The following is a 12,288-nucleotide window of genomic DNA, read 5'->3' as shown; positions in this document are numbered from 1 at the left end:
TTCGCCGAGACGATCCTGAACGGGTCGATGCTTCTGGCGATCCCCGTTGCCGTGCTGGCCGGGCTGGTTTCTTTCCTGTCCCCGTGTGTGCTGCCGCTGGTTCCGGGTTACCTGGGCTATGTGACCGGCCTGACCGGAATTGATTTGCAGAAGCAGCGCCGCGGGCGGATGTTCACCGGGATCGCGCTGTTTGTGCTGGGCTTCTCCGTGGTCTTTGTGGCCATCGGCGCCGGAATCGGGCAGCTGGGTTCCTGGCTGCGCGGCGCTGAGCAGGCCTGGATCCAGCAGGTGCTGGGTGCCCTGATCATCCTGCTGGGCGTCATTTTTATGGGCGGTCTGTCCTGGTTCCAGCGCGACCGCAAGATTGAGGCCCGTCCGCCCGCAGGGCTTTGGGGCGCTCCGCTTCTTGGCGTCACCTTCGGACTGGGCTGGGCTCCGTGCCTGGGCCCCACCCTCTCGGCCGTGCAGCTGCTCTCTTTCTCCGGTGACGATGCCTCCGCAGCCAAAGGCGCGCTGCTTACCTTCGTCTACTGCCTCGGCCTGGGGCTTCCCTTCCTACTGATCGCGCTGGGCTTCCGGCGCGGCATGGGTGCCCTTGGCTTCTTCCGCCGCCACCGCATTGCCCTGCAGCGTTTTGGCGGCGGCATGCTGATCGCCCTTGGCCTGCTGATGGTCACCGGCGTCTGGAACCTTTGGATCAACCAGCTCCAGGGCTGGCTTGACAGCGTGACCCTGCCCATCTGATGAACACACCCCCAAACCCGTCCCCAGAGAACAATGAGAACCAGTTGAAACCTGAACCGGACAGCGAAATGACGCCACAGCCGCCCGCGGACAACGCGGACGCGGAACCCGCGCGCGCGGACCGCAAAGGCACCAAAGCTGAGAACGACGTCGCGCTTCCCGCCCTGGGACTGCGCGGCACCCTGCGCTGGGCCTGGACGCAGCTCACCAGCATGCGCACCGCGCTGTTCCTGCTGCTGCTGCTCGCCGTGGCAGCGGTGCCCGGCTCGCTCTTCCCCCAGCGGCCGGCCAACCCGGGGGCCGTCACCCAGTACATCCAGGACAACCCGGACGCCGGACCCTGGCTGGACCGCTTCCAGCTCTTCGACGTGTACTCCTCGGTCTGGTTCTCCGCGATCTACCTGCTGCTGTTCATTTCCCTGATCGGCTGCGTCATTCCCCGTGCCAAGGTGCACTGGAAGGCCCTGCGCTCCAAGCCGCCGCGGACCCCCACCAAGCTCTCCCGGCTGCCCGAATACGGCACCCTGGCTGTACCGGCCGGAACAGGGCTGACCGCCGCCGAAGCTGCCCGGGACGCCGCCGCCATCCTGCGCAAGCGCGGCTACCGGGTTGAGGCCCGCGACCTGGACGGCGACCGTCCGTCCGTGGGCGCCGAGCGCGGTTTCGCCAAGGAAACCGGAAACCTTGTGTTCCACGTCTCCCTCGTGGGCGTGCTGGCGTCCATCGCCGTCGGCGGGCTGCTGGGGTACAACGGACAGCGGATCGTGGTGGAAGGGGATACCTTCGTGAACACCCTGGTGGGTTATGACACCTTCACCCCCGGCACCAACTTCACCGAGTCCCAGCTGAGCCCCTACTCGCTGACACTGGATGACTTCGATGTCACCTTCGACCGGCAGCCGAACGGCAACGTCCAGCCGCTGGACTTCACTGCCGGGGTCACTGTGCAGGAAGACCCGGATGAAGAGCCCCGCAGCGAAACGCTCAAGGTCAACGAACCGCTGAACATCGGCGGCACCAAGGTCTATCTGGTCGGCAACGGCTACGCACCGGTTGTCACCGTCCGCGACGGCGAGGGCGAGATCGCCTTCCAGGGCCCCGTAGTGGGTGTTCCCACCGACGGCGTGTACACCTCGCTGATGGTTATCAAGGCGCCGGACGCCAAGCCGGACCAGCTGGGCTTTGTTGGGTTCTTCCTGCCCACGGCCATGCTGGATTCAAACGGAGTCTCCTTCTCTGGCGACCCTGACCCGGTCAATCCGCAGCTGAACCTGAACTCCTACTACGGTGACCTGGGCCTGGACGACGGCGTGCCGTCCAACGTCTTTGTCCTGGACACCGAGGAGCTCACCGAACTGAACAACCGCGACCTGGATTCCGGCGGCATTGTCCTGGGCATGAACCAGAGCTATGACCTGCCCGAAGGCAAGGGCTCCATCAGTTTCGACGGACTGCTGCGCTACGCCGCGCTGGACGTCCACTATGATCCGGCCAAGACAGCGGTGGGAATCTTCGCGGCGCTCAGCCTCGCCGGGCTCACCGGCTCCCTGTTCATCGCACGCCGGCGCGTTTGGGTTCGTACCGGAACGGCCGAGGATGGCCGCATAATGGTCGAGTACGGATTGCTGGCCCGCGGCGAAGATCCGCGGCTGGTAACTGAGGGTGCAGCACTGCGGACCCTGCTTGAAAAGAAGTGGCTGGCGGGCACTCCCGCCGCAACCCCTGCGGAAGGCCCGGAAACCCTGGCCGATGCATCAGTGGCCGCCAGCACCGGACGCACGGAAGAAACAGGTAAGGACTCCTAATGCCCTCCATTGACTACCAGCTCGCGGAATACAGCGATCTCTTTATGCTGCTGGCGGCGTTCACCTACACGGTCGCGCTGCTTGCCTTCGCCTGGGACCTGGCCAAGAGCAGTAAGACGCTCAAGGCCATTGACCAGAAGGCGGCAGTCCAGTCCGCTCCGAAGGTCATGGCGACCGCTGGAGCGCCGTCGTCCGGGCCGGCTGACTCCAACCGCCAGTGGAACACCGGCGAGGCCGTAACCGCCGACGACGCGATGGGCTACACCGGTGAGCGCCGCAACGCAGCCCGCGTCGCCGTCGCCCTCACCGCCCTGGCCACGCTCATCCACGCAGCTGCCGTGGTTGCCCGCGGCCTGGCCGCGCACCGTGTGCCCTGGGGCAACATGTACGAGTTCTGCACCACCGGCGCGCTTGTGGTCTCGCTGGTCTTCCTGCTGGTGCTGCTGCGCCGCGACCTGCGCTTCCTCGGCACCTTCGTAGTGGGCCTGGTGCTCATCATGATGATGGCCGCGACCATCGGCTTCCCCACTCCGGTTGGGCACCTGATTCCCGCACTGCAGAGCTACTGGCTGATCATCCACGTTTCCGTGGCCGTCATTGCTTCGGCACTCTTCACCCTGACCTTCGCCATGTCCGTGCTGCAGCTGCTGCAGGCTGACCGCGAGGCCAAGGCCCGCGCCGGCGGAAAGGAGCGCTTTGCGTTCCTGAAGATCGTTCCCTCCGCCCAGTCCCTGGAGAACTTCTCCTACCGCATCAACGCCGTTGCCTTTGTGCTCTGGACCTTCACCCTGATGGCCGGTGCTGTCTGGGCAGAGCAGGCCTGGGGACGCTACTGGGGCTGGGACACCAAGGAAGTCTGGACCTTCGTAATCTGGGTTGTCTACGCCGGCTACCTGCACGCCCGTGCAACGCGCGGCTGGACCGGTACCCGTGCCGCCTGGCTCTCGATCGTCGGCTACCTCTGCGTGGTCTTCAACTTCACGATCGTCAACGTCTACTTCGCGGGCCTGCACTCCTACTCGGGCGTCTAGGTCTTTCGACGCTGAACCCCGCTCCGGCTTCTGCCGGGGCGGGGTTTTGCTGTTTCAGGTGGGGTGCGGCTTGGGGCGGATCTCTCGGCCGATGTCGTGGGGCTGCGGAACGTGGTTAGGCACGCGGGCTTTTGCGCCGGAGCCACTCCGCAAGCGCCCTGAACGGTGCCAGACTGGGCCAATGAGTCACCGCGCAGGGTACAGCCGGCGAGCAGCACTCGTCCGGGTCGACACGTCTGGTCCCTCATGAAGCCAGCGGGCAAAGCCATCATCGCGCTGAGCGCCTGCTGCATCGCGCAGTTCGTCCTGACGGTCAACGGCTCGATCGTGAGCATCGTCCTTCCCGACATTGCGAGGGAGTTCGGCGCCTCGATGACGTTGCTGCAGTGGACGGTAGGAGTCTACGTCCTAGCTTTCGCGTGCCTCCTGACAGCGGCGGGCAACACAGCCGACCGGCTCGGCCGCCGCCGCATCCTGATCGCCGGACTCGCCGTCATTCTGATCGGCTCCCTAGTCTGCGCGCTGAGTCCCGATGTCGCCGTGCTCATCGCCGGCCGGGTGGTGCAGGCGGTCGGCGCAGCCATGCTCGCCTCGTCGGGGCTCGCCGCCGTCTCGGCCCGGTCGAGCAACACCGCGGTGCGGGTCCGCGCGATCGCATGGTGGGCCGCGATTGGCGGTGTCGCCCTGGCCGCCGGACCCTTCATCGGTGGCGTCCTCAGCGAGTACTTCGGATGGCGCGGCGTGTTCTGGATGAGCGTCCCGGTCGCCCTGATCGGCCTGATTCTGGTGACGATCTCCGTCAAGGAGTCACGCAACCCTTCGCCGCAGCCGTTCGATGCCGTCGGGCAGATCCTGCTGTCCGGGTTCCTCGCTGCGCTGGCCTTCGCTTTGATCGAGGGCACGCAGCTTGGCTGGACTTCGGCGCCTATCCTGATCGTGCTCGGGGCCGCGGCTGTGCTCCTCACCGTCGGGCTGCTGCGTGCCCGGCGCCGGCCGGATCCCCTGATCCCGCTCCGGCTCTTCGCCGACCGCCCTTTCGTCCGGGCCTCGCTCACCTCGGTCATCGGCTTCGCCGCCGCCGCAGGATTCTTCTATGTCGCCCCGCAGTATCTGCGCTCGATTCGCGGGGAGAGCGCGCTGGAGGCGGGCATCTTCCTGCTGCCGCTCGCGATCGCCGCTCTCGCTTCCGCCCAGCTGTCCGGGCGGATCGTCGCGGCCGGGCGGGCTGGTCAGGACCTGGTGGCGGGCGGAGTGGTCATGGCACTCGGTTCGGTGATGCTGCTGCTGTGGTCGGACGGCTCGCTGTGGGTGGTCGCGGCGGCGTTCATCATCTTCGGATTCGGGTACGGACTGCTCAACGATCCGCTCAGCGTGGAGGAGCTCGCATCGCTTCCCGACTCGGAGGCGGGCCTGGCTTCGTCGCTGTTCTCGACGTCGAAGCAGACCGGCCAGCTCTTCGGCATCGCGGCGGTGGGCACAATCCTGTCCGCGGCGTCGCCGGACTTCGCGTCCGCCTACCGCGATGTGGGCGGGTGGGGTTGGGCGGCGCTGGTAATCTGCGGCGTCGCTGTCTCCGCCCTCAACGTCCCGTCCCTGGGAAGCCGCACCAAGCCGATCCGCACCCGCACCACCACCACACCGGACGGGCCTTCCCGCTAAAGGTGGTTAGCTGCTGCTGGGCTTCTCGTCGTCGTTCTGCTTGGTGCGCTTCTCGCGGTCCGCTATTTCCTGCTCACGGCGCTTCAGCTCTTCTTCCTTGGCCTGCTGCCGGCGGCGGATCTCCAGGTTGCGGAGGAACTCAGGATCGTCGTCCGGAGCGGTTGGGCGGCGCTGGGTGCGCGGCTTCGGCTCAGGGCCGCGGCCCGGGCGGCCAAACAGGAACCACAGGATTGCACCGAGCACCGGCAGGAGAACGATTACGGCAATCCAGAAGGGTTTGGAGATGCTCCGCACTTCATGGGCCCGGGACATAAGGCAGTCGATGACGGCGTAGATGATTACGGCTGCGACTACGATGACGCTGAGGAGTACGAAGCGGGGCATGCCCCCAAGTGTAGTGGAGGCAGCTGATCGCAGCCTGAATAGTTTCCAAAGGCATCTAATCCGCGATATTCCGTTCCCGGAGCAGGCTGGGAAACCGGTCCGGGCTGTGCCCGTAGAATGGGCACGTGGCTTTCTGGAAATTTACCGCTCTCCGCCTTGGTCTGGTGGCCGTCTTCTTCGTTGCCGGAATGTTCCTGCAGCTGGGACTGGTGCTGTCCGCCATTGTCTCTGCCATCCTGGCCTGGTGCGTGACCTACCTGTTCTTCCGGGATATGCGGGATGCCGCGGCCGTAGGCCTGCAGAGCCGCTTCAGCGAAAAGACACCGCCCTCCCGGAACCGCGCCGAGCTGGACGACTCCGCCGCGGAGGACTCCCTGCACGACGCCAACCCTGACGTCACGATCGACGCCGACCGCAAGCCCCGCGAGAGCTGACGCCGCACCTGCCTTCCCGGCCCGCCTGTTAGGGTCAACGGACAGTCTTGCCCGGCAGCGCTGCCGGGCCGCAGGGGGAGGGCATAGTGGGGAAGACAGAACTCAGGAACGATGCAGCGCAGCGCGGGAATGCCTATAACCGGCGCTGGGCTATTGGCGTAACTGCCGGACCTCTGACCCTGGGACTGGCCGCAGCAGCGCGTGGATGGCCATGGTTTCCGGCAGCCTCCCTGAGCGTCTCGCCAGCCATTGGGGTCCTGACGGCGTGGACGGCTACTCGTCCCTGTGGGGCATGGCAGCAGTCGCCGTGCTGGCCTGTGGAGGCTCCGGTGCCGTCATCGCCGGGTTGTCAGTACTGCTCCGCGGCTACTCCGCCCTTCTTGCCCGCATCGGTGTTGGCTTCGGAATCGCTCTCGGGACCCTGATGACGGGCCTGGCCGCCGCCGTCGTCGCCGGACAGATCGGGCTCTCTGACGCCTCCCGCGCGGAGATTTATGCTCCACTGGTCTGGGCGGGCGCCGTCGCCGGCTGCGTTGCCGGCGGCCTTTGTGGCTGGCTGTACCGTCCCTCGGAGGTGGACCGGACGCCCAGCCCGGACACCCAGGCAGCCGAAGCCGCCGCAGCCAGCGGGGATTCATCCCTGGCCGCCGATGCGCGCCGGGCCGCTGCCGGCAGGGAAAGCCTCATCATCAAGGTCTCAATGGGGCCGATTATGTGGCTGGTCAGCCCGGGCACGGGAGCGGTGGTTGCCCTAAGCCTGGTATTCATCCATCCGGCGCTGGCGCTGCTGGGAATTCCTGCCGCGGCCCTGCTATGGATCTTCTGTTCGGGCAAGGCAGTAATTGACGACGCCGGGGTGCGGGTTTTGGCGGGCGGGCTCTGGAAACTGATGCCGCTTGCGCACCGTGAGATTACCCGCGCGACCGTGCAGGACATTCAGGCACTGGACTACGGCGGCTGGGGATACCGCATCAGCGCAGCCGGCACGGGGTTCATTGTGCGCAGCGGCCCGGCGCTGGTCCTGACCGCCGGTTCCAGGCAGAAGTACGTTATTTCGATGCCGGACGCCGTGACGGCCGGACGCGCCTGCGCCCTGGTAAATGCGTACCAGGCTGGCCCGCAGGATGAATCTGGTACGCCTGGGGTTTGAATTGGCGGCCGGATGGGAGAATTCGCCCATTTTGGGCCCCTAAACATAGCTAGGGTTGCAGCTATGCAAACCATCCTTTCCAGCGCACGGCGCTGGGCGGCTCCCGGTGCCGCCGCCGTCTTCTTTGTCCTGTGGTGTGCGGAGCATGCGGGCCGTTTTGGTCCCGCGGCCAGCCTGCTCCCCAAATACTGGACCGGTGCCGTGCCCCTGGCCTTCATCACGGCTGCGATCGGGGTTGCGGCCCTCTGGCCTCTGGTCTCCCTGTCGCTGACTGCGCTGCTGCTGGCCGGCCAGCTGCTGCGGCTGGTGCCGCCCATGGAATCCGGCCACTGGGCCATCTACGTTGGTGCATTTTTGTCGCTGGCGCTGATCGCCTGGACCGGTTCACGGCGGATGCGGATCATCGCGTTCGCCGCCAACACCGTGTTCGCTGCGGGAATGGCTTTTCTGCTGCTCTCCCACCGGTACGGGGCAGGCGTGGGCTGGTTCCCATCGGTGAATGGGGGAGACCGGGCAACGCTCACCGCTTTTGGTCCGCAGCTGTTCTCCCTGCTGCTCCTGATGGCTGCAGGCTGATCCGGGCTTTGGAGACCATCGCCGGCTCTGCACGCAGCGCCCTCGTGGACGCCCAGCGGGTGATCGAGGGAGCCGAGGATGACGGACTGAGGACACCGCAGCCCCAGCTTGAAGACATCACCGGCCTGATAGACGGTATGCGCAGCAGCCTGGACATCGATGAGGGGACCTCGGGAGAGCCCAGGGAACTCTCCAGCGGCCAGCAGCTGGCGGTGTTCCGGATTGTCCAGGAACGCCTGACCAATGTGCTCAAGCACGGCGGGCGCGGAACGGCGGTTCGGCTCCACTTTGACTGGAATGGTCCGGGCCTGACCCTCCTCGCAGTATCAGACCTGACAGAGCATCCCCGCACACCGGAAGGCACACAGGAGCAGCGGCCGGGCCGCGGAATCCCCGGAATGCAGGAGCGGGCACACCTCGCCGGTGGCTGGCTCACGGCCCTCCCGGACGGCGAGCAGTTTCGGGTGACACTTTTCCTGCCATATGGGGCCGCAGACAACCGGCCGGGCGCAAGAATTGTCCCCGAAGGCGCCAAGTCGGTTGCCGGATCCGGGGAAACCACGGGCCGGCACTGAGCGGCGCAGGGCAGGAAGAAACCCAGGAATGCCTGAGCCGGATACCCGGATCTCGGTAGCTCTGGTCGATGACCAGCCGCTCTTCCTCGCCGGCATCCGCATGCTGGTGGAGAGCCAGCAGGACATGGTCTTTCGCTGGGAAGCCGGTGAAGGACTGCAGGCGGCCCAGCTGGCCGCTGAACAGCGCCCCGACGTGATCCTGATGGACCTGCGGATGCCCGTCCTGGACGGTGTGGAGGCCACCCGCCGGATCGTCGCGGAAGCTCAAAGCGCCGGATCGGAACCCCCCAGAATCATCGCGCTGACCACGTTCAACCGTGACCAGGCTGTTGTCCAGGCCGTCCAGGCCGGCGCCAGCGGGTACCTGCTCAAGAGCGCCGAGCCGGAGTTCCTCCTCGCATCGATCCGGACAGTCCACACGGGATACTCGGTGATCGCGCCGGGGTCCATTCACTCCCTGTTCGAGCACGCGGCCCGCAGCGCACCGCCCCGGGAACCGGACCTTTCCGTGCTTGAGGTGCTTTCAGCGCGGGAACGCGATGTTTTCCTGCTTGCTGCCAAGGGACTGAGTAACCAGGAGATCGCGCAGAGCCTGTTTGTCTCCGAAGCGACCGTGAAGTCCCACCTGAGAAATGTGCTGGACAAGCTGGACCTGCGCACCCGGATCCAGCTGGTCTCCTTTGCCCACGAGCGCCGTCTGCTGGGCAGCTGAGATTAGCTAGGCCAGCAGCCGGGTCAGTACCAGTGACAGACCATAGATCACGCTGAAGCCAAGGTTGATCAGCCCGGTCTGCTTGAGGACAGGGATCAGGCTGCGGCGCTTTTTGCCCTTGAGCATCAGCCAGCTCGGCATCAGGCACGCGGGCAGCAGCAGCAGGACCAGCAGCACCCAGGGATAGTCGCCCACCAGCAGCAGCGGAAGCAGCAGCGCCAGTGCCAGCATCATGACGTAACTGATGCGGGCGGCGTCGTCGCCCAGGCGAACCGCAAGGGTGCGTTTGCCTGACTCCCGGTCGGTGGGGATGTCCCGGACGTTGTTGGCCATCAGCAGTGCGGTGGCAATGAGTCCGGTGGAGACGGCTCCGATCCACGCGGCGGCATTCACCTGGCCGGCCTGCGTGTAGGTGGTGCCCAGCGTGGCTACGAGGCCAAAGAAGACGAAGACAAAGACGTCGCCAAGGCCCAGGTAGCCGTAGGGGTTCCGGCCTCCGGTGTAGCCCCATGCTGCTGCAATGCAGCCCACGCCCACCAGCAGCAGGAACCAGGCCTGGGAGAGGATCACCAGGGCAAGGCCGGCAGCCATCGCCAGCCCGAAGCACAGGAACGCGGCGTACTTCACCGACTTGGCGGGAGCCGCACCGGAACCGGTGAGCCGCAGCGGGCCAACCCGGTTGTCATCCGTGCCGCGTACGCCGTCGGAGTAGTCGTTCGCGTAGTTCACGCCCACCTGCAGCAGGATCGCTACGACGGCGGCCAGCAGTGCGTTAAGCCAGTGGAAGGACCCGAGGTCAAAGGCGGCCGCGGAACCGATAATCACCGGAGCAACCGCCATCGGAAGTGTCCGGGGCCGTGCCCCCTCGAACCATTGCGCCGCTGTGGCCACAGTCAATTCCTTCTTCGTTAGCTTTGGGCTGATGCTCTACGGCAGGAACCGGCCTGCCGGCCAGCTTCATTCTCCCGCACCGCCGCCGCGAGTGCGAAAACGCCCCGTCCGCGCGTCGAAAGGCCAGTTACGGCTCTTCCCAGCGCTCAAAAGAGCCGTAACTGGCCTCTCGACGGGGGTGAGAGGGGTGTTAGCCGCGGGCGGCAGACAGCAGCCGGCGGACGGCAATCCTGTCGGTCTTGCCACCCGGCAGCAGGGGAAGACGCTCAAGTTCCACCACGACCTTCGGCACGGCAGGAGCACCCAGCGCGGAGCGGACGGCGCTGCGCAGCCGGCCGGTGTCCACCGAGCCGACGACGACGATGCCCACCACGGCGCCCCACTCCGCGTCTTCCAGCCCCATCGCCACGGCCTGATGCACCTCGGGAAGCTGCTCCGCAGCGGCAGCCACCGCGGCACCGGAAACCTTCACACCGCCGGTGACAATCACGTCGTCCAGCCGTCCGGAGACCGAGACGATGCCGTCTGCGGACACCGAACCGGTGTCATCGGTGCGGAACCAGCGCTTGCCGGAGTGGAATGCAAACCGCTCAGCGCTTAGCTCAGGAGCACCCAGATAGCCGTCGGCCAGCATGTCCCCGGCAATCCAGAGCCGGCCCTCGTATTCCTGGACCTCGACGCCGGGCAGTGGAACGCCGTCGTACACGCAGCCGCCGGCGGTCTCGCTCATGCCGTAGGTGCGCACCACCTTCAGCCCGGACTCCTTCGCCTGCGCCAGCAGCGCCGGGCTGGCGGCCGCGCCGCCGAGCAGGATCGTGTCGAAGCGGCGCAGCACGGCAAGCGTGTCCGGAGCCGGATCGGTGAGGAGCCGGTGCAGCTGGGTGGGCACCAGGGACGTCAGCCGGGTCCGGTCCGTCATCGCCTGTGCGGCAGTGGTAAACGCTTCGGGGCTGAACGGTACGCCGGTGTTCATCAGCACCGGTTCGGTTCCGGCGTAGAGGGAGCGCACCAGCACCTGGACCCCGGCAATGTAATGGACGGGCAGGGCCAGCAGCCACTGGCCGTCCCTGCCGAGGTGCATCGCGGTGGCCATGGAGGAGGCTGCGAGCGCATCCGTGCTGAGCATGGTCTGCTTGGGTGTGCCGGTGGACCCGGAGGTGCTGATCACCAGCGCGACGTCGTCATTGGTCAGTTCTCCGGTGAAGGTCTGCGCCGGGTCGGCGTGCGGGGCGACGGCGGGGCCTTCCCCGGCCAGCGCCGCGGCCAGGGGCGGCAGCAGGTCTCCGGCGTTGAAGCCGGCCGGTGTGTGGACGGGAAGCAGTTCCATGACGTCCTAGAAGTAGTAGGGGAAGTTGGACCAATCCGGATCCCGTTTCGCCAGGAACGCTTCCTTGCCCTCCACCGCCTCATCCGTCATGTAGGCCAGGCGGGTGGCTTCGCCGGCGAAGACCTGCTGGCCGGCCAGGCCGTCGTCGGCCAGGTTGAAAGCGAACTTGAGCATCCGGATGGCCTGCGGGGACTGCCGGGCAATGTCCGCGGCGTATTCAAGCGCAACCTTTTCGAGGTTCTCGTGATCCACCGCTTCGTTGACGGCACCCATGGCCACCATGTCCTCGGCGGAGTATTCACGGGCCAGGAAGAAGATTTCCCGCGCACGCTTCTGGCCGATCTGCCGGGCCAGCAGCGCCGAACCGTAGCCTGCGTCGAAGCTGCCCACGGTGGCGTCGGTTTGCTTGAACTTGCCGTGCTGGCGGGAGGCGATGGTCAGGTCTGCCACCACGTGCAGGCTGTGCCCGCCGCCGGCTGCCCAGCCGTTGACGACGGCGATGACCACCTTGGGCATGGTGCGCATCAGGCGCTGGACTTCCAGGATGTGCAGCCGCCCGGCGCGGGCCGGGTCGATGGTTTCCTGGGTCTCGCCGTCTGCATACCGGTAGCCGTCGCGGCCGCGGATGCGCTGGTCGCCGCCGGAGCAGAAGGAGTGGCCGCCGTCCTTGGGGGAGGGGCCGTTGCCGGTGAGCAGGACGGTGGCGACGTCGGGTGTCATGCGGGCATGGTCCATGGCGCGGTACAGCTCGTCCACGGTGCCGGGGCGGAACGCGTTGCGAACCTCCGGGCGGTTGAAGGCAATCCGCACGGTAGGCAGGTCGCGCACGACGGCGCCGTCGGCGTCGCGCTCCACCTGACGGTGGTACGTCATGTCAGTGAAGTCGTCGAAGCCGCCAACCACCCTCCACTGCATGGGATCGAAGATGTCAGAGACCTGCTCGGGAAGTTGTGTGCTCACGGATCGAGTTTATCGCGGCCTGAAAACCCGCCCTTCGGGG

The 12,288-nt window shown here is 66.5% G+C and carries 13 protein-coding genes; 9 read left to right on the top strand and 4 right to left on the bottom strand.

Going from position 1 to position 12,288, the window contains the following annotated elements:
• Positions 1 to 27 precede the first annotated feature (27 nt).
• From ACWGQ2_RS05720 to ACWGQ2_RS05705, 4 genes are all read left to right on the top strand, one after another.
• On the top strand, positions 28 to 744 hold the full coding sequence (locus tag ACWGQ2_RS05720) for a cytochrome c biogenesis CcdA family protein (protein ID WP_452015370.1): 717 nt from the start codon (positions 28 to 30) through the stop codon (positions 742 to 744).
• Positions 745 to 812: 68 nt separating this feature from the next.
• Positions 813 to 2,549, top strand: coding sequence for a cytochrome c biogenesis protein ResB (gene resB, locus ACWGQ2_RS05715; protein WP_452015368.1), 1,737 nt, complete (start codon positions 813 to 815; stop codon positions 2,547 to 2,549).
• Positions 2,549 to 3,580 carry a c-type cytochrome biogenesis protein CcsB gene (ccsB, locus tag ACWGQ2_RS05710; protein WP_452015166.1) on the top strand — a complete coding sequence of 344 codons (1,032 nt, stop codon included), beginning with the start codon at positions 2,549 to 2,551 and terminating at the stop codon, positions 3,578 to 3,580. The genes resB and ccsB overlap by 1 nt, the downstream gene beginning before the upstream one ends.
• A 246-nt stretch (positions 3,581 to 3,826) precedes the next feature.
• A complete protein-coding gene (locus tag ACWGQ2_RS05705; protein ID WP_452015164.1) occupies positions 3,827 to 5,239 on the top strand; it encodes an MFS transporter in 1,413 nt (470 codons plus the stop codon).
• 6 nt (positions 5,240 to 5,245) lie between these two features.
• On the opposite strand, the gene ACWGQ2_RS05700 is transcribed toward ACWGQ2_RS05705, so the two are convergent.
• Positions 5,246 to 5,623, bottom strand: a complete 378-nt coding sequence (locus tag ACWGQ2_RS05700) for a PLDc N-terminal domain-containing protein (protein WP_452015163.1) — start codon at positions 5,621 to 5,623, stop codon at positions 5,246 to 5,248.
• A 125-nt stretch (positions 5,624 to 5,748) separates the two neighbouring features.
• Here ACWGQ2_RS05700 and ACWGQ2_RS05695 point away from each other — a divergent pair, with 125 nt between their 5' ends.
• From ACWGQ2_RS05695 to ACWGQ2_RS05675, 5 genes are all read left to right on the top strand, one after another.
• Positions 5,749 to 6,057: a DUF4229 domain-containing protein gene (locus ACWGQ2_RS05695; protein WP_452015161.1), complete on the top strand. Its 309-nt coding sequence runs from the start codon at positions 5,749 to 5,751 to the stop codon at positions 6,055 to 6,057.
• Positions 6,058 to 6,262: 205 nt separating this feature from the next.
• Entirely contained in the window at positions 6,263 to 7,207 is a 945-nt protein-coding gene (locus tag ACWGQ2_RS05690) for a hypothetical protein (protein ID WP_452015159.1), read from the top strand.
• 63 nt (positions 7,208 to 7,270) lie between these two features.
• Entirely contained in the window at positions 7,271 to 7,783 is a 513-nt protein-coding gene (locus ACWGQ2_RS05685; RefSeq protein WP_452015157.1) for a hypothetical protein, read from the top strand.
• A gap of 8 nt (positions 7,784 to 7,791) precedes the next feature.
• Positions 7,792 to 8,358, top strand: a complete 567-nt coding sequence (locus ACWGQ2_RS05680) for a sensor histidine kinase (RefSeq protein WP_452015155.1) — start codon at positions 7,792 to 7,794, stop codon at positions 8,356 to 8,358.
• Positions 8,359 to 8,386: 28 nt separating this feature from the next.
• Positions 8,387 to 9,070, top strand: coding sequence for a response regulator (locus tag ACWGQ2_RS05675; RefSeq protein WP_452015153.1), 684 nt, complete (start codon positions 8,387 to 8,389; stop codon positions 9,068 to 9,070).
• A 6-nt stretch (positions 9,071 to 9,076) separates the two neighbouring features.
• Here the strand turns inward: ACWGQ2_RS05675 and ACWGQ2_RS05670 are convergent, their stop codons facing one another.
• From ACWGQ2_RS05670 to ACWGQ2_RS05660, 3 genes are all read right to left on the bottom strand, one after another.
• On the bottom strand, positions 9,077 to 9,961 hold the full coding sequence (locus ACWGQ2_RS05670) for a 1,4-dihydroxy-2-naphthoate polyprenyltransferase (protein ID WP_452015151.1): 885 nt from the start codon (positions 9,959 to 9,961) through the stop codon (positions 9,077 to 9,079).
• A 190-nt stretch (positions 9,962 to 10,151) separates the two neighbouring features.
• The gene (locus tag ACWGQ2_RS05665; protein ID WP_452015149.1) at positions 10,152 to 11,288 is read right to left on the bottom strand and encodes an AMP-binding protein; all 1,137 of its coding nucleotides are present in this window, start codon (positions 11,286 to 11,288) and stop codon (positions 10,152 to 10,154) included.
• A 6-nt stretch (positions 11,289 to 11,294) separates the two neighbouring features.
• On the bottom strand, positions 11,295 to 12,248 hold the full coding sequence (locus ACWGQ2_RS05660) for a 1,4-dihydroxy-2-naphthoyl-CoA synthase (RefSeq protein ID WP_452015147.1): 954 nt from the start codon (positions 12,246 to 12,248) through the stop codon (positions 11,295 to 11,297).
• Positions 12,249 to 12,288: the final 40 nt, after the last annotated feature.

The sequence above is a fragment of the Arthrobacter sp. NPDC055585 genome, from assembly GCF_053619115.1.
This window is presented reverse-complemented; position numbering and strand designations above follow the sequence as displayed.